Origin of the sequence: Bowmanella denitrificans, assembly GCF_039522935.1 — a bacterium.
GTDB lineage: Bacteria > Pseudomonadota > Gammaproteobacteria > Enterobacterales > Alteromonadaceae > Bowmanella > Bowmanella denitrificans.
Window position 1 is genome coordinate 224,162 of record NZ_BAAAEI010000010.1, and the last position, 21,295, is coordinate 245,456.

Below are 21,295 nucleotides of genomic sequence, written 5' to 3' on the forward strand. Positions count from 1 at the left end.
GCCCGCTACTCTTGCTGATATTTGTGAGTAGCGGGCCCTCCACGCTTAACACTTTTCTTATCCCTTAATGGGGCAGTATTTATAAAACCCAATACTTGTTTGTTGGATATATTATAGGCCTAATAGTTCCCGGGCATTGGCGATTGCTGTATCCGTCAACTTATCGCCAGCCAATAGTCTGGCCAGCTCTTCAATACGTTGTTGTTGTTCAAGCGCCAGCATATGGGTTTCTGTGGTTTTACCATCACTGAATTTGGTGACCAGCATCTGATGCTGAGCACAAGCGGCTACCTGAGGTAAATGGGTCACACACAATACCTGCAGCCTTTCTCCCAATCTTCGCAGTAACTGCCCTACCACTGATGCGGTTGGCCCGCTAATGCCGGTGTCCACTTCGTCAAATATCATGGTGGGCACCTGGTGACTGGCACTGGCAATAACCTGTACCGCCAGGCCGATACGCGAAAGCTCACCACCTGAGGCGACTTTTTCGAGCAGATCAGCGGGCTGGCCTGGATTGGTGGCCACCATAAAATGAACCTGATCCAAACCATAGCGGCTGGCTGCTTGCTCGGCGGTAAAATCCACTGCAATACAAAAGCAGGCCTGGTTCATATTCATCAGCCTGATTTGGCTTTGCACCTCACCCGCCAGCTTTTGCGCGGCTTTTGTACGGGATTCACTCAATGCTTGTGCCGATTCAATATAGGCTTGCTGCAACGCATCAAGCTTACTGGCTAATTCGCCGAGCAGGTCATCATCCTGTTGTAACTGAGCAAACTCATCCAGTAACTGCTGGTGGTATTGGTAAAGTCCTTCCGGCAATATCTGGTGTTTGCGTGCCAGCTCCATCGCGCGGGAGAAGCGTGCTTCCACTTGCTGCATCCGGAAAGGATCTACTTCAAGACTGTCTATATAATCACGTAGTTGTTGCGACGCTTCGTCCACCTGAATATTGGCTTCGGTCAACATCTCTACTATTGGGGTCAGGCTGGCATCGTGTTCCTGTAGCTCTGAGAGTCTGTCTACTGCGTGCTGAATAATCGACAAGGCATTGATATCATCCGCATCGTATAACTGGTGAAAGCTCATTTGCGATTGTTCCAGCAATGACTGGCTATGGCTCAATCGTTTATGTTCCACTTCCAGTTGCTCGAATTCCCCTTCTTCAATGGCAAATTCGTTTAATTCCTGAACCTGATAATCCAGAAGCTGACGTCTGGCTTCACGTTGTTGCTGACTCTCCTGCAAGGCTTGATAGTGTTTGCGGCTTTCCTGTAACTGCTGATAACAAGCGGCCACCTGTTGTAACAGGGCAGGGTGGGCAGCATAGCTGTCCAGTAATTCGCGCTGTACATCCGCTTTGAGTAATTGCTGGTGGGCGTGTTGGCCATGAATATTCACCAGATACTGCCCCAGGTTTTTTAACTGCTGCAACGATACGGGGGAACCATTGATATATGCCTTGGAACGCCCTTCGGCAGAAATAACCCGGCGGATAACACATTCTTCGTCATCTTCCAGTAGTTCCTGATCTGCAAGCCACTGCCGGGCAACAGGAAGAGTTGGCAGAGAAAAGCACGCAGTAATCTCCGCTTTATCCGCTCCTTTTCTTACCATGCCGGCTTCTGCCCGGTCTCCAAGGCACAACCCCAGTGCATCTATTGCAATGGATTTACCGGCACCGGTTTCACCGGTAATGGCGGTCATCCCCTGTTGAAAGTCAATTTCCAGCGATTGGACAATAGCGAAGTTACGTACAGAAAGTTGCAGCAGCATATAGTTACCTGGTTATCCATACAGATTTATATGTAACTATATACAGTATTTTGGGCTTGTCTATACAGTAGCGGATAAATAATTTTGTAATCAGCAACAACCAAAGTCTGAAGCTGGCTTATCCAGATATACCTTTTGCTTCCTGATGCCTGATTATTGCTGGAAGGTCTGCTTCACTCAGGCCTGAGTGTCTACAACCGTCCCTACGCGCTGATTGGGATCGGGTTGACTACGCTGATTTTCCAACTCTGCCTGACGTTGCTGCTGGTCTGCCTGCCGCACTTCCTGCTGCTCCTGGCGGGGTTGTGGCTGTACACTTTGTACATTGGTACCTGAGACTGAACCGACTTCCATTTTAATTCACCTTGTTTTGGAATCTATTGGTTGACAAAGTGTAGACCAAAGTGGGTTTATTGGCTTGCCAATAGAATAGGCTCAAGTTGTTTACGCATAAACTCGGCAATCAATGGCTGTGCTTCTGCATTGGGATGAATACGGTCTTTTTGCATCAGCTCTGGCTTAAGCGCAATATCTTGCAGCAAGAATGGTAACAGAGGCACCTGATGATTGTCGGCCAGCTCATTGTAGCTGTCGGTAAACATTTTGGTGTAGCGTCTGCCGTAGTTGGTGGGAATTTGCATCTGTTGCAGCAGCACAGATACCCCATTTTGGCGGGCCAGTTCGATCATGGCGCTGATATTGTTTTTAAATTTGTCTACCGGGTAGCCGCGTAAACCGTCGTTACCACCAAGTTCTATCAGCAGATGGCTGGGCTGGTGTTGTTCAAGTAAACGTGGCAGCCGTGCCAGGCCACCATCGGTGGTTTCGCCACTGATGGCAGCATTAACGACAGTTATTCCTTTGTCCTGCCACGAATTTTGTAACAAACTCACCCAGCCTTGTTCTTGCTTCATGCCATAGGCTGCGCTTAGGCTGTCACCTAATACCAGTAATTTGACCTGCGCCGCCTTTAGTTGATCCGAAAAGCACAGCAGCGGTATAACAATCAGGATAACCTTGAGAGCAGAATACACGATGACGTTGACCTCCAATATGATTAGTACCAAGGCCATTACCAAAATAGTGACAACCAGCCAGGGTGAGTTGCAGATCCTTCAGCCTATCAGTTTTGATGTCAAGGCCGGTGAGTCTGTTGCCATTGTCGGTGCGTCAGGCTCCGGCAAGTCCACTTTGTTAGGTTTACTGGCCGGACTGGATCAGGTGTCTGCCGGTGAGATTATTCTTGATGGTCAGCCCCTGCACGCTATGGATGAAGAACAGCGCGCCAGGCTGCGCGGTGAAAAAGTCGGCTTTATCTTTCAGAGTTTTATGCTGGTGCAAAGCCTGACCGCACTGGAAAATATTATGTTGCCTGCTGAAATTGCCGGGCTCAGCGATGCGCGTAAACGTGCCACTGAGGCACTGGAACAAGTTGGTTTGTCGCATCGGGGTAATCATTATCCCAACCAGCTCAGCGGTGGTGAGCAGCAACGGGTGGCTATTGCCCGCGCGTTTATTACTCGTCCCAGAATTCTATTTGCCGATGAGCCGACCGGAAATCTTGACGCCGCTAACGGTGAAAAAATCGAAAATCTGTTGTTTGATTTAAACCAGCAACTGGGAACAACATTGATTCTGGTCACGCACGACAGCGAATTAGCTGCGCGCTGTCAGCGCCAGCTTCGCATGCATGGTGGTGTATTGGAGGAAGCGCCGGTGTCTGGCTTTGAGGATAAACGCCATGCGGGTTGATGCAATGTCGTTAAGCTTGTCCTGGCGGTTGTTTCGTCATGAAGCCCGGCGTGGTGAACTCACCGTAATTTTGCTGGCTATCGTGTTGTCTGTTGCTTCTGTGTTGTCGCTGTCTCTTTTTAGTGAGCGTCTGCAGTCGGCCTTGACCGACAAAAGTGCCGAGTTTCTGGCTGCAGACCGCCTGCTGGGCTCAGACAAGCCGGTGCCACCAGAATGGCTGGAAGAAGCCACACAACGTGGCCTTAAGGTCGCCCAGCGCAATCAACTGCGTTCCATGGCATTTGCCAATGACAAAATGATGCTGGCGGATGTCAGAGCGGTAGACAAACAGTATCCGCTGAAAGGTAAGGTTAAAATTTCCGAGACGCCCTTTGGTCTGCCGCAAGTGACTGATAGTTTGCCTCAACCAGGGGAGGTCTGGATTGGCTCGCGATTGTTCCAGGTTCTGGGGGTTAATCTTGGTGACCAACTGGAAATAGGTGATAAGGCATTTGTGATTACCCAGGCGGTGATTGAACTGCCTGATGGCGGCTTTAGCCTGTTTGGTGGCGATCCTGTAGTGTTGATGAATCAATCGGATTTAGCTGCTACCAATGTCACCGGACCGGGCAGTCGCACCGACTATGATTATCTGTTTGCCGGTGATGATGCCGCCCTGGATGATTATTACGAATACCTGAAACCTCAGCTTAATCGGGAGATCCATTACTGGCGCTCGGTTAAAGATGACGATTCACCACTGGGGCGTTCGGTTAAACGTGCCGAGCAATATTTTCTGCTGGCCAGCCTGCTGGCCATTGTGCTGGCCGCCGTGTCTATTGCTGTGGCGGCACAGCGATACAGTCAGCGCCATTACGATCCTGTTGCCATTATGAAGACCCTCGGCGCATCCGCCGCTTTGGTGCGGCGGGTATATTTACTGCAAATTCTGTTTATCACCGCCTTGGGTATCTTAATTGGCGGTATTGTGGGCTATGGGGTGCAACAGTTCATCGCCAGTTTAATTGCCGAAAAGGTTCAGGTGGCACTCGACAGCTGGTACTGGCGACCATTTTTAATCGCGGTATTTACCGGATTGGTATGCGCCATGTTGTTTTCACTGTACCCGCTGATGAAGCTCTTTTCTGTACCTCCCTTAAGAGTCTTGCGCCGCGATCTTGGCGCCAGCATGGGTTCCAGAAGTGTGCAGTTCGCCGTGGCCGGTTTGGCTATTTTTCTGTTGATGTGGGCTTACAGCGGCAATTTGACTATCAGTGCTATCCTGCTGGCTTGTGGGCTATTGTTAGTGGTGGCGCTGATGCTGGTGACGCTGGGGTTAATTGCCCTTGGCCGCAAATTGGGGCAGGCAAGAATGGGCGCTTGGCAACTGGCCTGGGCACGGATTTCCCGTCGCGCCATGGACAATTCGGTGCAGCTTATCAGTTTTGCGGTCACTATTATGCTGCTGTTGGTGGTTCTGGTGATGCGCAATGATATGGTGCAGCAATGGCGCGACCAGTTACCCGAAGGTACGCCCAACTATTTTATGATCAATATTACCGAAGGACAGTTGCCACAGCTCGAACAGCATTTTCTGGCGCGAGGCGTGAAAGTTGAACACTTCTATCCCGTGGTTCGCGGTCGCTTTGCCGCCATCAATGACGAAACAATCCGTACCGATGTTAGCAAAGAGGCAGACAGTAATAGCCGCGGTCGTCAAGGGTTGGGGCGCGAAGCCAACCTTACCTGGAGCAATCAACTACAGCACGAAAACCATGTGGTAGAAGGGCAGTGGCATGGCGGCGCTGCGCCGGGTGAAGAACCCAGGGTGTCGGTGGAAAAAGAAGTGGCCGAGCGTCTGGACATCAAGATGGGGGATAGGCTGACCTTTAATATTGGTAGCGAAGTGGTCAGGGCCCGGGTGACCAGTATCCGGGAGGTCAACTGGCAAACCATGCAGCCCAATTTTTTCTTTGTGCTGGAGCCATATGCGATGGCGGAGTTTTCACCTACCTATATCACCAGTTTTCATCTGGATACTGAGCACAAAGCCAAGCTGGCAGAGTTGATGGCACCATTTCCCACTGTCAGTCTGTTTGATGTGGATGCCCGCATTAATCAATTGCGCAGCATCGTAGAGCAAGTGTCGATGGCAGTAGAGTTTATTCTGTTTCTGGTACTTTGTGCTGGTACTCTGGTATTAGTGGCGCAGGTGCAAGCCAGTATGGATGAGCGTATGCAGGAGCTGGCGATATTACGAACACTGGGGGCCAGGGGCATACTGATCAGAATGAGCGTGGTGTTAGAGTTCGTTATTATCGGCTCGGTTGCCGGTTTTATGGCGGCAATGGCCAATGAGCTGGCACTCTATCTGCTGCAGACTCAGGTGTTTAATATGCAGGCCGGATTCCACTTTCAATTCTGGCTGTTAGCACCCTTGGTTGGTGCGCTGGTTGTCGGAATACTGGGGGCGCTGAGTTGCTGGCGATTGTTGTCTTTCAATACCAGCGATCTGCTGAGACGGATGATTTAGAATAAGCCTCAACATATGTTGAGGCTTACTTTTTAGCCCTTTATCAGATTCAGCAATGCTTTATCCAATTGCTGGAATTGGAAATGAAAGCCAGCCTCTTCCAGGCGTTTGGGGATCACCCGTTGGCCGTACAGTAATAAATCGGACATTTCACCAAACAGGCCGCGAAGTACAAATGCAGGCATAGGGAATAAACAAGGCCGCCCTAATGTTTTAGCCAAAGTCTGGCTGAATTTGGTGTTCGTCACCGGGTTCGGCGCGCAAAGGTTATAGGGCCCCTGGCAATCCGGTGTTTCAAGCAAAAAGCGCATGGCGGCCACCATATCACTGATATGGATCCAAGGCATAAATTGCTTGCCACTGCCCATTCTTCCCCCTAATCCCATGCGAAAAGGCGGCAGCATTTTAACCAATGCGCCACCCTTGCGGCTCAAGACAATCCCGGTTCTGAGCAAACATACCCTGGTACTGGGGGACTGGGCTTCCAGGGCGATTTTTTCCCAGCGTTCGCAAAGCTGATGACTGAATTCGTTATGCGGGCTCTGATGATATTCACTGATGAAGTCATCGCCCTGGCGTCCGTAGTAGCCTACGGCTGACCCGCTAAGGAAGACCTTGGGTGGATGCACGCTGGACTGGCAGAGTTCCACCAGTTTCTCGGTAAGTTGCCAGCGGCTCTGACAAATCCGCTGCTTTTGTTCTTCACTCCAGCGCTTATCTGCGATGGGCTCTCCGGCCAGATTTATGACAGCATCAAAGCCATCCAGGTTTTGTAGTCCCTTAAGTGAGGATATCCAGGCAGCCCGCCGCCCCAACGCCAGTTCGGCCTCGGCCAGATTGCGGGTTAACACTGTGACCTGATAGCCTTCTGGCAAACGGGACAATAGTCTGGTACCAATTAGCCCGGTGCCGCCAGTCATCAAAATCTGCATAATGCCGAAAAATCCTTAGCTGTTCAGGCCTTGCTACAAGATAAGCACAGAGAGACAGAATCAGCAAAACGCAATGCGTGCGGTTTATCCACTTCTGCTTCGGCATGGATAACCCAGGGATGCTCTGCGGCAATAGCCAAGACATCTGAGGTGAGTTTCTCTAGCAGCGAAAATCGGTTGTTTTCCACCAAATCGATAATGCGTTTGGTGATAGTACGATAGTTCAGGGCATCCTGCATATCGTCGCTATTGGTAGCCTGTTCAGCACGGTATCTGATAGTGACATTAATTAACACGTCCTGCTTGTTATCAATCTCGTCCTGCTTAATGCCGATAAAAGTGCGTAAGCGCAGGTTCTTGATACGAATTGTGGCTGGGTTAAGCTGCATCTGAGTACATCCGTTAATGACTTAATTTATTTTAAACACAGTGGCTTTTTGGTAATTTTGCCACAACCTGAGGCCAATCTCCTTTGAATATGGAAATTAAACGTTCGTCTTCCTCCAAAGTTCTGCTGACTATGGCAGCGCTGGTCATCATTCTGGCCGGTGTAAAAGCCGCCAGCACGATCCTGGTGCCTTTTCTGCTGTCGGTTTTCATTGCCATGGCCTGTAACCCGTTGATTAATTGGGCCAGTCGCTATCGGGTACCACGCTGGCTGTCGGTAATACTAGTAATACTGCTGATCGTGATTTTTGGATTTATGCTGGCAGGCCTGGTGGGAAATTCCATGAATGAATTTTCCCAAAATCTACCTGTTTATAAGGAACAACTGGCCGGTGAATTAAACTGGTTGGTAGGGCAGCTGGCCAATCTGAACATTCATCTGGATCGCACACAACTGCTGTCTTACCTGGACCCTGGCCTAGCCATGAATATGGCATCCAATTTACTCTCCGGGGTAGGCGCGGTGATGACCAATTTCCTGTTGATCCTGCTTACTGTGGTATTTATGTTGTTTGAAGCCGAGTCTGTGCCGCGCAAGGTACATATCGCCCTGGATGATCCAGCCATGAAGATTCAGCAGATTGATCGCTTTTTATCTTCAATCAAGGATTATCTGGCCATCAAAACCCTGGTCAGTTTGGGCACCGGCTTCCTGGCTGGCTTGATGCTGTATTTGTTGGATGTGGACCATTTTCTGCTGTGGGCCGTGTTGGCCTTTCTGCTCAATTATATTCCCAATATTGGTTCCATTATTGCCGCAGTGCCTGCAGTGTTATTGGCGCTGGTACAGCTAGGGCCCGGAACCGCTGGCCTGGTGGCGATTGGCTATGTGGTGATTAATACCCTGATGGGCAATGTCATCGAGCCGCGCTTTATGGGCCGTGGTTTGGGTTTATCTACCCTGGTGGTATTTCTGTCGTTGATTTTCTGGGGCTGGCTGCTGGGTACGGTAGGCATGTTGCTGTCTGTACCGCTAACCATGATTGTTAAGATTGCCCTTGAATCGACCCAAGGGGGGCGTTGGTTTGCCTTGCTGCTGGGCGACGATGTTAAACCGGCAGTGCAAAACGCAGACTGATTCTGGCCCCGCCCAGTTCAGAGTCACGCAGTAATAGCGTGCCATTGTACGCGGCGACTAAGTCTGACACTACCGCCATGCCAATTCCCTGGCCGCTGGCGTAGGTGTCCAGCCGGCTGCCCCGATTCAACAGAGTTTGGCGCTGGTCTGCTGGGATCCCAGGACCGTCGTCCTCAATATCAATGCACAACTGGCTATTCAGGTGCAGGCTGATTCTGACCTGCTTTTTGGCGGCTTTGCAGGCGTTGTCCAGCAGGTTGCCAAACAACTCCATCAGATCAGTTGTATCACCCGGTAGCCTCAGTGCACTGGGATCCAGCAATTGAATGTCCAACTGTTTGTCGGCATGCACTTTGGCCATGGCGTTAATCAGCTTTTGCAGCAACGGCGCCAGCGGTTCAGCCTGTTGCCAGCCGCTACCCACACCGGCCACCGCACGTTTCAGTTGGCGGGCGATAATGTTCTCTATTTGTTCCAATGGTTCATGGGCACTGGCGGGGATTTCCGGGTTACCTTTTAACACCGCCAGTGGCGTTTTTAGATTATGGGCCAGATCGCCAAGGCTATTATGATAGCGGTTGCGTTGCTGCTGTTCTGAGTCCAGCAGATGATTCAGACTGGCTTTCAAATGTTCCAACTCAGGTGGATAGTTGCCCTCGGCACGGCGCGTTTGCCCTGATTCCACATCACTGATTTGCCGAACCAAATCACCAATAGGTTGCAAAGCCGCGTTGAGACTAAATGCCAGTAACGCAATGAGTACCACAGCCACTAAGGCCAGCCACTGCCATAGGGTGTAACGGAATGTAGCCAGCTCGGTGTCGAATAAACGTCCTTCCATCAGGATATGGAAGGTCACCGGGAACATCAGCTCTCTGTCTTCAAATTCGGCGGTGTAGCTGAACTGAAAGAAAGTACGACCGTTAATCTGCTTGGACAGAAACAGTTCTTCTCCTACGGCAGGGCGTTGTAGTTCAGGGACTTTTTGCCAATGCAAAGTGGATTCGGATTGCCAAAGCGGTAGTCTGTGCATAGAGATAAGTGCATAGGTACCAGAGTCAGGAATATTCAGACTGTTATTAAACAGGGTTTCCGGCATCTGAATCACGCCCCTAACCACTTCAAACTCAGATATCAGGCCCAGATTCTGAATGCGCAACTGATCCTGCATGGATTGTGTCAGGCTGCTGGTATGGGCTCGCTCAAGGGTCAGGGCCGTTAAGGGTAAAAAAACCAATAAAACCAGCAGAGCGGCAGCAAAACTGCGGGCCTTGAGTGACCACTTACGCATATTTGTCAAAGTTGTCGGCTTATTCTGTAACCACGACCACGTAAGGTATCTATGGGCTTGATACTACCATCTGGGTCAATTTTTTTACGCAGGCGGCCAATAAATACCTCAATCACATTGCTGTCCAGATCGAAGTCTTGATCATAAATATGCTCGGTAAGCTCGGTCTTGGAGACAATCTTGTTGGGGTTCATCAACAAATATTCCAGCACCTTATACTCATATGCGGTAAGTTCTACGTAGGCGTTGTTGACGAAAACCTCCTCTGAGAGCGTATCCAAGCGAATGGGGCCGCGTTCGATAGCTGGATTTGGTTGACCTGCAGCGCGCCGTATCAGGGCCTTGGCCCGGGCCAGCAGTTCTTCGTTATGGAAAGGTTTAGTCAGATAGTCATCGGCACCGGCTTCCAGACCTTCTACTTTTTCCTGCCAGCGATCCCGTGCGGTCAGAATAAGGATCGGGCTGGTAACATGGTCCTTACGTACCTGGCGAATCAGATCAAGTCCATCTAACACCGGCAAGCCGATATCCACAATGGCTAAATCGTAGGGATATTCGCGGAATAGAAACAAAGCCTTCTGGCCATCATCGGCTAAGTCCACACTATAGCCATTTTGCTGCATTAACTGATCCAACTGAGTTAACAGTCTGGCATCATCTTCAACTATCAGTACTCGCATCAGACATTACTTCCTGTCTTTGTGGTTTTTGTTCTGCGTGACCTTGCCGGATTTTTTATCCACATCCACCGTCACTACCCGGCCATTTTTTTGCAAAACCTTGACCCGATAGTTGTCCTTTTGCTGCTCAACTTTCAATACGCGGCCATCCACCTGTTGTTTGGCGCGCTTGGCTGCCTGGGCTTCATTTAACTGATCCTTGTCTTGTTGTGCCTGAACCGTGCAGCAGACCATGCAACTTAGTAAGAAAATCAGCACCTTGCCCAATTTCATTATCACTACCTTAGACTTGTCTTAATATCGACAAGTCTACCTGTAAAGGCGCTATCAATAAAACGCAGGGCTGACATTTATTTTTACCTTCAGGCGTTTACCTGGGTGCTGCTGAGTCACAGTGTGATACAGATCACCCTTGTATTGATAGGTCACATCATAGCCGGTCAATTCTCTGATTCGACGTTGCGTTCCTGGCCGGGTTTCGCAGACTTGCCGATAACTATTGCGGCCAACATCATGACCAATGGCCCCACCCAACGCAGCACCGGCCACCATACCGACCTTCTTGTTTGAGGAACTATGGCCTAAAGCATGGCCTACGGCGCCGCCAATGATGGCGCCAACGACGGTTGGTGTTGCATCATGGCGTCTGCCCGTGGTGTAGCATACTTGCTCGGGTTCGCTACTTAGCAGAATGGTTTCGTAGATAGGTGTTACCTGCTTTACTTTGGCGTAATCGTAACGCTCAGCAGCTTGTAGATTGGTACTTAAAGCCAGCATTGATAATGGGATAAACCAGGCTTTCATCTTTTGCATCCTCATCCAGTTGTTATGCTTAGATTAGGACGACGAGCATGAATATTGGCTGAACTTTTTCTTAAGCTAGAAAACAAAACAGGGGCCTTAGCCCCTGCCGTTCAGCCCTGGCATGATTTAGGCCAAAGGATTAGCACATTCGGCATGCACACTGAATTTCTTATTAAAGGTGTAAATATGCACAAACAACGACATTTGCCCCATTTCCTGCCAGAAGTCATGTTGCTCTTTGGAAGGGCAAACCGACTGACGTAAGTAGTTTTGCTGGTATTCCAGTTCTATATCCAGTTTTGCTGGAATTTGGATATAGGCATTAATGCTACCTTTAACTACCTGTGCCCCTTGATAATACCAGTCGCCCATCATAAAGGAGGTTTTAAAGCTATGATTGACGCGTTTCAGGGCCTGCTGAGCCAACTGAGGATCCTGAGGAGCCGCAGTGAGGGATTGGCTTTGGATACAGGCAGATAAGGACAAAGTGGCCAACAATGCCAGTGTGGCAGCGAATAGCTTGCGTGCTTTAAGGCTAACTTGTTTGGACATTGTGTGACTCCGTCTTGCGCTTTCACAACAGGTATCGGCCTGCACAGAATTTCCTTTAAGATAAATATGCGGACGCGAAAGGAGTGACAGAATGTGACTAAATTTCTGAGTTTTCTGTTGATGGGACTGGTGAAAGTTTTAGCCCATATGTTTTATCGTGGTCAGCCAAACTGGTTAAGTAAAGAACAGGAATCATCACTGAAAGATGTCCGGCTGGTAGTTTTTCTGAATCATACCAGTCTGTTCGAGCCGTTGTTTATCCGCTTTGCTCCCTGGTCGTTTGTATGGCTAATTGCCCATAAAGTTATCGTGCCAGGCGCGGATGTTACCCTCGACAGACCCTTGGCCGGCACGTTGCTGAAGACCTTACTGCCGGGTGTGATCCCTATTACCCGCAAGGCTGATGAGTCATGGGAGCATTTTCTGTCTCTGGTCAATACCGATGTGATTACTGCCATCCTGCCGGAAGGCAGAATGAAAAGGCGTAATGGCCTGGACAAGGACGGTAAACCGATGAGTGTCCGAGGTGGAGTGGCGGATATTTTGGCGCGGCTTGATAACGGCAAAATGCTGTTTCTTTACAGTGGCGGGCTGCATCATATTCAATGCCCCGGCGAGAAGTTGCCAAGGCTGTTTAAAACGCTGACCGCTAATTTGCAGATTGTGGATATTCAAGCATACAAACAAACAGTCAACCAGCGCAGTGAAGTCAATTTTAAGGCCAAAGTGATGGCGGATATGAACGCCCGGCTGGACGCCTTTGTACCCTGAAAATTAGCAAACTCGCTAAATAGATTAAGTTTTCTACACTTTTGACAGGATAACTTGTCGATGGAATTGGCAAACTTAATCTGGAGGTTCGCGTGTTTTCTAAACTTACGTTGCGTCAGCAGTTGGCCAGCGGTTTTATGATTTTGGTTGCCATTATTTTTGTTGTTGTGGCATTGGCCTATGTGGCTCTGTCAAAAGGTAACAATAATCTTGAGACCTATCGGCAACTGAATATCGACCGCTCGGTAGTCCAGGATATGACGATTTCGTTGATGGAAATGCGCATATCGGTGATTAATTTTCTCAAGCAGCCCAGCGAGACCAATCTCAATGCCATTGCTGATACGGTAAAGTTGCTAAATGAAGAAGCAACTAATACCCGGCAACAATTGCATAGGCCTGAATTTACCAGTGCGGTAGATAACATTGTCACCGCCATATCTCAGTATCAGGACGTATTCAACCAGGTCGAAGTGTTGTTTCGACAGCGCAACAAGCAGGTTATTGTTATGGATAGTGTAGGACCTCAGGCATTAGGCAGCTTGCACGACCTTCTGCGGCTTAGTCAGCAAATTGATGACCGGGAAGTTGGATTTAAAGTGGCATTGGCTTTGGAGCATCTTATGCAGGCACGGCTGGCTGCAAATAAATATATCAAAACGAATAATGTCGAAGACGCCCGGCAGGCGAATCAGGCGCTTTCAGACCTTCAGATGAAATTAACCACGCTGTCTGGCATAAGCAGCGCTCAAGGCAAAGCTCTGGTCCAGCAATGTCAGCAACTGACCAGCGAGTATGAAAGAGCCTTTGTCAGCTTGCATGAAATTATCAATAAGCGGAACCAACTAATCGATGGGCAGTTAAATCAAATAGGCCCAAAGGTATTGGCAGAACTTAAAGGTGTTGCTGACCTTATTGAAACCGAAGAGCGAGATACCGGACAGCAGGCGATTGCATATAACAAAAAAGTGGAGTGGGAGGCCATCATGCTTGCCGTTGCATCGGTGGTAATTGCCAGTTCAGTCACCTTTGTGGTCAGTAACCTGGTGATTCGCCCCATTGGCGGCGAACCAAGAGATATTGAAGCCATCGTCAGGAAAGTCGCATCAGGGGATTTTACTTTGGCCAAAACATCAAGTTCTAAACCCCTGACCGGCATCTATGCGTCTACTATGCAAATGGTGGAACAACTTTCCGGGCTAATTAAACAGATTAATGCGGCCAGTGACGAGCTGACTGTCGCGGCACAGGGCTTGTCACAGGTCACTCGCCAGACGGCGGATAATTCAGAAAATCAGATGCATATGTTAACGCAAACAGCCACGGCCATGGAGGAAATGACAACGACCGTACAGGAAATTACCCGAAGTGCGCACAATGCAGCAGATGCGGCAAGAGAAGCCGATCACCAGGCGCAATTGGGGCAACAAGTGGTGGCCACCACCGGGCAAAACATTAACAAGTTGGTAGGGAACATTCGTTCTGTCAGTGAAATGATAACGGGTCTTGAGCAGGAAGCAGAAAACGTTGGCGGCATATTGGGGGTCATAGGTGGCATTGCAGAGCAAACCAACCTGCTGGCGCTGAATGCAGCTATAGAGGCAGCGAGAGCTGGAGAGCAGGGGCGGGGCTTTGCTGTGGTGGCCGATGAAGTTCGCACACTGGCCAGTCGCACCCAGGACAGCACCGAAGAAATACAGAAGAAGTTGTCCAGTTTGCAGAACCAGACCAAGCGCTCGGTTGAGTCCATGCTCAAAACCACCCACGAAGCCGAACAAACGGCTACTGCCGCGCTGGAAACCAATAGTGCGCTGGAAAACATCATTGCTGCCATAGGAACCATCAATGATATGAATCACCAGATTGCCAGTTCATCGGAAGAACAAAACCTGGTTGCTGAGCAAATCAACCGCAGTGTTGGAGATATTAATCTGATCGCCAAAGGCACTGCCGAAGAAGCCAGTGATACTGTGCAATCCTCAAATAACCTGTATGAGCTTGCCAAGCATCTGAAACAGAGCTGTGAGCGATTTAAAGTGGCTTAGTCAGGCGTTAAGCAAGAAAGCCGCTTTAACGCGGCTTTCTTTTCCTGGTTGGCGGTCTGATTACAGAACTGCAACCAGCGCTTCGGCAATATAGTCAACATTCTGGTGACTGATACCGGCAATATTGACCCGGCTGGAATCAACAAAATAGATGGCATTGTCACTACGCATTTTTTTTACCTGTTCAGGGCTGATACACAGGTAACTGAACATGCCTTTCTGGCGGGTGATAAAGTCAAAGTCCCTACCACTTTTTTCTTTGATTTTGTCGGCCAGCAAGCGGCGTAACTGCTGCATACGCTCGCGCATTTCGGTGACTTCACCCAGCCACTGAGCTTTCAGCTCTTCACTGTTAAGAATAATATCTACCAGTGCACCACCGTAGGAAGGTGGCATCGAGTAGATAGCCCGGGCGATAGATTGGATCTGGCTTTGCAGAGCATTACGCACCTGATTATTGGCGCAAATCATGGCGGCCAGACCAACGCGCTCACGATACAAGCCAAAATTTTTCGAGCAGGATGCCGCAACAATCACTTCCGGCAGGTTGTCGGCCAGCAGGCGCAAACCGTAGACGTCTTCTTCTACACCATCACCAAAGCCCTGATAGGCAATATCCAAAAACGGCAGAAACTCTCGCTGCTGGGCCAGTTCCAATACTTTGTGCCATTGCTCTTTAGTCAGGTCTGCACCGGTCGGATTGTGACAGCAGCCGTGCAGTAGCACCACATCGCCCTTGCTGACCTGGGCCAGACAAGCCGCCATTTCATCGAACTTTATGCCGGCTTGTTCTTTGTCGAAGTAGGGGTAGGTTTTAATTTTCAGGCCGGCACTACCAATCAGTGGAATATGGTTGGCCCAGGTGGGGTCGCTGACCCACACGGTTAAATCACCGTTTGCACGCTTCAGCAGCTCAGACAGAATACGCAAAGAACCGCATCCGCCTGGCGCCTGAACGGCGGCGACACGCTGTTCGATGAGGGTTTTGTGGCCTTTACCTAACAGCAGTTCCAGCATACCGTCGATAAAACCTTGCACACCTTGCGGGCTGATGTAGGTTTTGGAATCCTCGTTGGCCAGCAGAATATTCTGTGCCTTAGCAACGGCGTGCAGAATTGGCGTACGGCCCTGTTCGTCTTTATAAACGCCTACACCCAGGTCAACCTTCTTGGGGTTGGCATCCTGTTTGAACGCGGCGGACAGGCCAAGGATTGGATCGGCAGGTAACTGCTCTAGCACTTCTAACATGGTTTCCCTCAACTAATTATGTGCGGTTGGTATGGTGCGCAAACGGCGTCCTATTATGACAGCAGTACGACAAAATTCGAGTGCCGTTTTAGACAATAATGGTTATAGATATTCGCGAAGTGGAAAGTGAAAGCTGACATCTTTGTAAACAACCCCTGACGCAGAAAAACTGCGCTCATACCAGGATGCCTGAGCATGTTTGTTGACCATCAGTAAGGTTGATGTGCGGGTTCCGTATTGCTCTGACTGAATAAAAATGGCCGACAGGCGTTTTTCCCATTCTTTTGCCACACCGGTGCTGGGCAAAAGATGGTCTTCGGCGGGCACATCGTCTTTTAGCAAGGAAAACAGGATTTCTGTATTCGTCTGCCCTTGCTGGCAGAACTGCGTCAGGCGCGCCACCCCTTTACTGGTTTTAGGCCAGGGGCTGTGGATGTCGGCGTTGGACAGCCCGTATATCCCGTCGGTAAGCATCGTCAGCTCATCGCGTTTGTTATTGTAAACGGCCAGATTCTGCCAGTTGCCAAACAGCAGGTTGTAGCCATTGTAAGCCGTTTTGCTTCGCTTTAAGGCCGCGGCGTAATCCTGTGGCGTGGTATTTGTCAGATAGCCGCTGACAAGGTGGCCACGACTTGGGCTATTTGCCTTGTGTTGCGATGGTTCGCGGATATTGGTCAGGGCGGCGACCCGGCCATCCTCACTTACCCCCATCCAGGTTCCGCCAGCCTGCAGATCCTTGCCAGCCAGAATGCCTGGGGCAGCGGGCCAAAAACCCGATGGGGTGGTGGGCCTGGCATGAAACTCATCACGATTAGCCGCGATCAGCAGCGGAAACTCGGGATGAGCCCTCAAAGCTACAAACAGGATGCACATAGCCTATTTCTTTGTTCTGTTGGCGGCTGAATCTGCATAGCTGCCTTGCAAGCTTTGGATAAATTGATCGGTTGTCATGCCATCGTCCAGTGCATAGCTATCGGGTAACAAAATAAACTGGTAGACGGGCCTGGGGGTAAACTCCGCTTGTTTAATCTGCTGCCAACCCATAATGCAAGACAGCAGAATCAAGCTGCAACCCAGGGCAATACGATTGCGTTTGTAGGTCGGTTGGTGAAAGGCAATTAGCAATGTTAACCAAAATAGCACAAACAGCAGCAGCGCCAATACGCTTAGTTCCACCAGGTTCCAGGCAGGTAGCTGCGGATAGTTAAACTGAATCCATTGATTTATCAGTGATAGCCCCATGCCGATTAATACCATGATTAAAGCGATGGAATACTGGCTGGCCAGCCTGGCATCCTGCTTCTGCAGCCTGGATAACATGCCAAACAGCAGGGGCCATGCCGACAGAATTAGGAAATCACTGATCAGCCGCGGCAGCATTTTGCCCAGTTCAAATTCGACAAAGGTATTCAAATAGGTCTGATAGGTCAGCGCTAATGCGTAAACAAAGCCCAGCAGCAACGCAAATCGCCAATGAGAAAGAAAGTTCAGCCTGGATTCAATCACACTCAGGCGTAGCGCAGGATCTACCTGCTCTGCACTGTCAAATATACGCAGGCGGGTTTTACCAAGGACAATCACATCCTGTTTAGTGACAGCCGATTGCGTTGTGGCCAGTCCGTTTACCCGCAACCCGTTAACGCTCTGCTTGTCACTGATCCGTATCTGGCCGCTATCCAGGTCCTGTTCAATCAGCACATGATCTGCGCATACATAAGGATCGTCCAGACGAATATCGTTGTCATAGCCACGACCAATGCTGATTTGCTGTTGGTCAAAGCGAAAGTGTTTGACCTGACGGTTATTGCCCCCCAGTTTTTCAACAATTATTGCCATGCCAATGCCTCCACAAAACGTTGCGTAAAGGCCTGACTCATTTGCTGAGTAACACCGGCCAGGGTGAAATGACTGATCAGACCCTGATTGGCCTGATCGTAACTGGCACCGAGAATTAACACGTCATATAACTGGTCAAAGTCTTTATAGGCACGAGTACAAAAAACAAATCTCAGCTTCATGTTATGGCTATTGGCCATACGCTGTTGCTGGCAACTGTAGTTGGTCACATTCTCCTTGCCGGCATTATTGCCCGGCCCGGCGCTTTGCATACCTTGCTCATAAAGGTTGTAAAAGGTCGCGGAAGACAGCTTGTCGGAGGTCAGCCATTCATATTCAAGTTCCAGCGTACCGGTACGTAAACGCTGATGCAGGTAGATTTCTTCATCCAAACGGCAGCGCTTTTGCACGGTCAGGTAGCGGGCATTTTTGTCATTCGCGTTGGAATCGCCCCAGCAGGGCAGGAAGCTCACCACTTCGCCCGCCACTTGGGCTTGTCCAAGGGTGGCAATGGGCCAGGGGTTTTCCACAAAAGGTGTTAATAAACGTTGTTGGTTATCTATTAATTGGCGCTGGATTTCCGCCATGAAATCATCAGGTGTTGGATCAACCGCCCTATTTACCAAAGCCTGCAGGGGGGCCAGCGGCACCAGAAAGCCAATCTGGTTACCTGCCGTCGCTACGTTAACGCCCACCACCTGACCATAAGCATTGACGGTTGGGCCGCCACTCATACCTGGATTAATGGAACCGGTAAAATGGATCTTTTGGTTAAAACTGCTTTTTTTCAGACCATTGTATGTTCCGGGTACCACTATCATACCCAAATCATGGGGGTTACCCAGTGAAAAGATATTATCTCCCTGGGCCGGCAGATTTTCACCCAGGACAAAGAAGGGAGCATTTGCCGTTTCTCTTTGCACCAGTGCCAGGTCATTAACCACGTCAATATGCAGTAACTTTAAGGTGCCGGTTTCACCTTCGTGGGTAAGGTATTCAATGCGGTATTTTTTGGGATAAAACACAGAATCCGAGATAACGTGGTAATTGGTGACAATCAATCCATCCGCACTGACCTGAAATCCTGAACCGATAGAGGATTTATTGCCTGACTCCACTTCAATCATTCTAATTTGAAACAAAGCCGGTTGATAATGTCCGAAAACATCCTTGGCATTTTCCTGTGCCGCCAGCGATGCATTGCTCAGACAACAGAGCAGGGGGATGAAAATCCTGAATAAAGACATCAACTTCATTGTGATACCAGAAAGAAACGAATAGCCTCATTCTGCCTCAGGCTACTGGGCTTTGCCACGCTTATCCGCGATCAAATCTCCTCGACAAGCGAGTTTGCCTCAGGGATCATGGGGTAGGTGTAATGACAATTTGGTTTTATGCAAGATTCACTGAATATGCCGGAAATCGGCAACAATGTCCCAAGAATTGGTGGTAACTTTACGTTTTGGCTTGGCTGTAAAGTACTGAAACTCAAAGGCTGGAAAATGGAAGGGCAATTTCCAAACCTGGGCAAGATGGTAGCCTGTGTGGCACCGCATACATCAAACTGGGACTTTGTGGTGGCACTGGGCACGGCCTTTGCCCTGCGCTTAAGGATTTCCTTCCTCGGCAAGCATAGCTTGTTTAAAGGAGCGCTGGGTTGGTGGATGCGCAAAATTGGTGGTATTGCGGTTGATCGCAGTGCCCCGCAAGGCTTGGTCCAACAGGTCGCTGATGTCTTTGCCCGCCAGAATATGGTGTTGGGCGTGGCGCCGGAAGGCACGCGTAAAAAGGTGGAGCACTGGAAGTCCGGCTTTTTACATATAGCTCGCGCAGCCAATGTTCCGGTGCTGTTGGTCTATCTTGATTATAAGAAAAAAGTAATTGGATTTGGTCCTTTGCTTGAAATCGGCGATGATATAGCCGTAGAGATGGCTAAAATCCGAGAGTTTTATGCCACCGTTCATGCCAGGCATCCAGATATGGCGTAACGACAGCACAATTTTTACGGGCGGCATGGTCGCCCGCAAATGGCCTGAACAGGCCTATGACGAGGTGAGTTTTGGAGTTTAAAGGTTTTACTACCAGGTTGGTGCATGCTGACAGGCTGATTAACCAACCGCAGGATGGAGCGGTGCATCAGGCAACCAGTAACTCGGTGTTGTTTGAGTACCAGCGGGTTGAAGACTTGGTGGATGTGTTCCAGGGGCGCAACAACGGTCATGCATATTCGCGCCAATCTTCGGCATCCATTAACGCCCTGCAGAATATGTTGAGTCAATTAGAAGGTGGTGTCGGCGCACTGACCTTTGCGACAGGCATGGCTGCCATCACCACGACTATGCTGGCGCTGTTTAAGCAGGGCGATCATCTGATTTTCAGCCAGTTTTTGTTTGGTAATACCAACAGCTTCGCCCATACACTGCGGGGCTTGGGCATTGATGTCACCTTAGTGGATACAACCAATCTGGCCAATGTGGAAGCGGCCATTCAACCCAATACCCGCGCCGTGTACCTGGAAACTATTGCCAATCCTGTGACTCAGGTGCCGGATTTAAAAGGCATTGGTAAGTTGTGTGAAAAGCATGGCCTGTTGTATCTGGTTGACAATACCATGACCCCTGCCAATCTGTTTGACGCCAAGTCGGTTAAAGCCTCCATGCTGGTTGGCTCGTTAACTAAGTACATAGCCGGACATGGCCATGTGCTGGGCGGTGCAGTGGTGGACACCGGGTTGTTTGACTGGCAGACGTTCCCTAATATCAATGAGTCATACAAATCCCAGCCAGCACATATGTGGGGATTACTGCAGGTTAAGAAGAAAGGTCTGCGCGATATGGGCGGTTGTCTGACTCCTGATTCCGCACATCTGATATCCATCGGCATGGAAACCCTGGCACTGCGTATGGATAAAATCTGTAAAAACGCACTGACCCTGGCCACTTATCTGGCCAGCCATGCCAAGGTGGAAAAGGTGTATTATCCTGGCCTGAGCGACCATCCCCAACATCATCTGGCCGGTGACCTGTTTGCGCAATATGGCGGCATATTAAGCCTTGATCTAAAAGAAGGTACCGATTGTTTCGCATTCTTAAATGACCTGAAACTGGTGTTAAATGCTACGCACTTGGGGGATACCCGTACTCTGGCGATTCCGGTCGCCCATACCATTTATTTTGAAATGGGCGCGGAGCAAAGGGCCAAAGCCGGGATCAGCGACAATATGATTCGTCTCAGCGTCGGTATTGAAGATATTGACGATATTATCGCCGACTTCGAGCAAGCGCTGGATAAACTCTGACAGTGACTCTGACGACCAGCTATTGAAGGCTGATTGAAGGTCAGTTCGAACCATAAACCTGATAACCCAAAGGCGCGTATCTCGCGCCTTTGTTATGTCCAGGGATGGACGGTATGCCGATGTGGCAGGAGCATTCATCGGCGATGTCCAGGGATGGACGGGCAGAAAAGCTGCTCCCTGCGTTTTCTGCACTACCACCATCCCTGGCGGGCGTATAATGAAGCGGATTAGCCCCATGTTGATGAACTCTTAAAATCAGATGAAATGGGG

Annotated in this window: 21 protein-coding genes; 7 read left to right on the forward strand and 14 right to left on the reverse strand. The window is 49.7% G+C overall.

From position 1 onward, the window contains the following. Positions 1–111: 111 nt before the first annotated feature. From recN to ABD028_RS10615, 3 genes are all read right to left on the reverse strand, one after another. Positions 112–1,779, reverse strand: coding sequence for a DNA repair protein RecN (recN, locus tag ABD028_RS10605; RefSeq protein ID WP_343844748.1), 1,668 nt, complete (start codon positions 1,777–1,779; stop codon positions 112–114). A gap of 177 nt (positions 1,780–1,956) precedes the next feature. Next, positions 1,957–2,133: a hypothetical protein gene (locus ABD028_RS10610; protein WP_343844750.1), complete on the reverse strand. Its 177-nt coding sequence runs from the start codon at positions 2,131–2,133 to the stop codon at positions 1,957–1,959. 56 nt (positions 2,134–2,189) lie between these two features. Further along, entirely contained in the window at positions 2,190–2,852 is a 663-nt protein-coding gene (locus tag ABD028_RS10615) for an arylesterase (protein ID WP_343844751.1), read from the reverse strand. On the opposite strand from ABD028_RS10615, the gene ABD028_RS10620 reads away from it, so the two are divergent. Both ABD028_RS10620 and ABD028_RS10625 read left to right on the forward strand, forming a co-directional pair. Further along, positions 2,833–3,531: an ABC transporter ATP-binding protein gene (locus ABD028_RS10620; protein ID WP_343844828.1), complete on the forward strand. Its 699-nt coding sequence runs from the start codon at positions 2,833–2,835 to the stop codon at positions 3,529–3,531. The genes ABD028_RS10615 and ABD028_RS10620 overlap by 20 nt on opposite strands. After that, positions 3,521–6,043: an ABC transporter permease gene (locus ABD028_RS10625; RefSeq protein ID WP_343844753.1), complete on the forward strand. Its 2,523-nt coding sequence runs from the start codon at positions 3,521–3,523 to the stop codon at positions 6,041–6,043. Before ABD028_RS10620 ends, ABD028_RS10625 begins: the two co-directional genes overlap by 11 nt. Positions 6,044–6,075: 32 nt before the next feature. On the opposite strand, the gene ABD028_RS10630 is transcribed toward ABD028_RS10625, so the two are convergent. Next, the gene (locus ABD028_RS10630; protein WP_343844754.1) at positions 6,076–6,975 is read right to left on the reverse strand and encodes a TIGR01777 family oxidoreductase; all 900 of its coding nucleotides are present in this window, start codon (positions 6,973–6,975) and stop codon (positions 6,076–6,078) included. A 23-nt stretch (positions 6,976–6,998) separates the two neighbouring features. Then, entirely contained in the window at positions 6,999–7,364 is a 366-nt protein-coding gene (gene folX, locus ABD028_RS10635; RefSeq protein ID WP_102798470.1) for a dihydroneopterin triphosphate 2'-epimerase, read from the reverse strand. An 89-nt stretch (positions 7,365–7,453) separates the two neighbouring features. Between folX and ABD028_RS10640 the strand changes: the two genes are divergently transcribed. Then, a complete protein-coding gene (locus tag ABD028_RS10640) occupies positions 7,454–8,500 on the forward strand; it encodes an AI-2E family transporter (protein WP_102798471.1) in 1,047 nt (348 codons plus the stop codon). Here the strand turns inward: ABD028_RS10640 and ABD028_RS10645 are convergent. The 5 genes from ABD028_RS10645 to ABD028_RS10665 form a co-directional block, all read right to left on the reverse strand. Then, entirely contained in the window at positions 8,472–9,791 is a 1,320-nt protein-coding gene (locus ABD028_RS10645; protein ID WP_343844756.1) for an ATP-binding protein, read from the reverse strand. The genes ABD028_RS10640 and ABD028_RS10645 overlap by 29 nt on opposite strands. Before the next feature lie 5 nt (positions 9,792–9,796). After that, positions 9,797–10,471: a response regulator transcription factor gene (locus ABD028_RS10650; protein ID WP_102798473.1), complete on the reverse strand. Its 675-nt coding sequence runs from the start codon at positions 10,469–10,471 to the stop codon at positions 9,797–9,799. A gap of 6 nt (positions 10,472–10,477) precedes the next feature. Continuing rightward, positions 10,478–10,744 (reverse strand): PepSY domain-containing protein, encoded by a 267-nt coding sequence (locus ABD028_RS10655; protein WP_102798474.1) that lies wholly within the window; start codon positions 10,742–10,744, stop codon positions 10,478–10,480. A 54-nt stretch (positions 10,745–10,798) separates the two neighbouring features. Next, positions 10,799–11,275, reverse strand: coding sequence for a glycine zipper 2TM domain-containing protein (locus ABD028_RS10660; RefSeq protein WP_172449459.1), 477 nt, complete (start codon positions 11,273–11,275; stop codon positions 10,799–10,801). 126 nt (positions 11,276–11,401) lie between these two features. Then, complete coding sequence (locus tag ABD028_RS10665) at positions 11,402–11,827, reverse strand: hypothetical protein (protein ID WP_343844759.1); 426 nt, start codon at positions 11,825–11,827, stop codon at positions 11,402–11,404. Positions 11,828–11,920: 93 nt separating this feature from the next. Here ABD028_RS10665 and ABD028_RS10670 point away from each other — a divergent pair, with 93 nt between their 5' ends. Together ABD028_RS10670 and ABD028_RS10675 are read left to right on the forward strand one after the other, a co-directional pair. After that, the gene (locus tag ABD028_RS10670) at positions 11,921–12,598 is read left to right on the forward strand and encodes a 1-acyl-sn-glycerol-3-phosphate acyltransferase (protein ID WP_343844761.1); all 678 of its coding nucleotides are present in this window, start codon (positions 11,921–11,923) and stop codon (positions 12,596–12,598) included. Positions 12,599–12,690: 92 nt separating this feature from the next. After that, positions 12,691–14,643 carry a methyl-accepting chemotaxis protein gene (locus ABD028_RS10675; protein ID WP_343844763.1) on the forward strand — a complete coding sequence of 651 codons (1,953 nt, stop codon included), beginning with the start codon at positions 12,691–12,693 and terminating at the stop codon, positions 14,641–14,643. Positions 14,644–14,703: 60 nt separating this feature from the next. Here ABD028_RS10675 and ABD028_RS10680 read toward each other — a convergent pair whose 3' ends face one another. From ABD028_RS10680 to ABD028_RS10695, 4 genes are all read right to left on the reverse strand, one after another. Beyond that, on the reverse strand, positions 14,704–15,891 hold the full coding sequence (locus ABD028_RS10680) for an amino acid aminotransferase (protein ID WP_102798479.1): 1,188 nt from the start codon (positions 15,889–15,891) through the stop codon (positions 14,704–14,706). A 102-nt stretch (positions 15,892–15,993) separates the two neighbouring features. Beyond that, positions 15,994–16,764 carry an NRDE family protein gene (locus ABD028_RS10685; protein WP_343844765.1) on the reverse strand — a complete coding sequence of 257 codons (771 nt, stop codon included), beginning with the start codon at positions 16,762–16,764 and terminating at the stop codon, positions 15,994–15,996. Between the two features lie 3 nt (positions 16,765–16,767). Beyond that, the gene (locus tag ABD028_RS10690) at positions 16,768–17,727 is read right to left on the reverse strand and encodes an FHA domain-containing protein (protein WP_343844767.1); all 960 of its coding nucleotides are present in this window, start codon (positions 17,725–17,727) and stop codon (positions 16,768–16,770) included. Then, the gene (locus tag ABD028_RS10695) at positions 17,718–18,983 is read right to left on the reverse strand and encodes a S1 family peptidase (RefSeq protein ID WP_343844769.1); all 1,266 of its coding nucleotides are present in this window, start codon (positions 18,981–18,983) and stop codon (positions 17,718–17,720) included. Before ABD028_RS10695 ends, ABD028_RS10690 begins: the two co-directional genes overlap by 10 nt. A gap of 138 nt (positions 18,984–19,121) precedes the next feature. On the opposite strand from ABD028_RS10695, the gene ABD028_RS10700 reads away from it, so the two are divergent. Both ABD028_RS10700 and ABD028_RS10705 read left to right on the forward strand, forming a co-directional pair. After that, positions 19,122–19,715 carry a lysophospholipid acyltransferase family protein gene (locus ABD028_RS10700; protein ID WP_102798482.1) on the forward strand — a complete coding sequence of 198 codons (594 nt, stop codon included), beginning with the start codon at positions 19,122–19,124 and terminating at the stop codon, positions 19,713–19,715. Positions 19,716–19,786: 71 nt separating this feature from the next. Beyond that, a complete protein-coding gene (locus ABD028_RS10705) occupies positions 19,787–21,025 on the forward strand; it encodes a cystathionine gamma-synthase family protein (RefSeq protein WP_102798483.1) in 1,239 nt (412 codons plus the stop codon). The last annotated feature ends 270 nt before the right edge of the window (positions 21,026–21,295 follow it).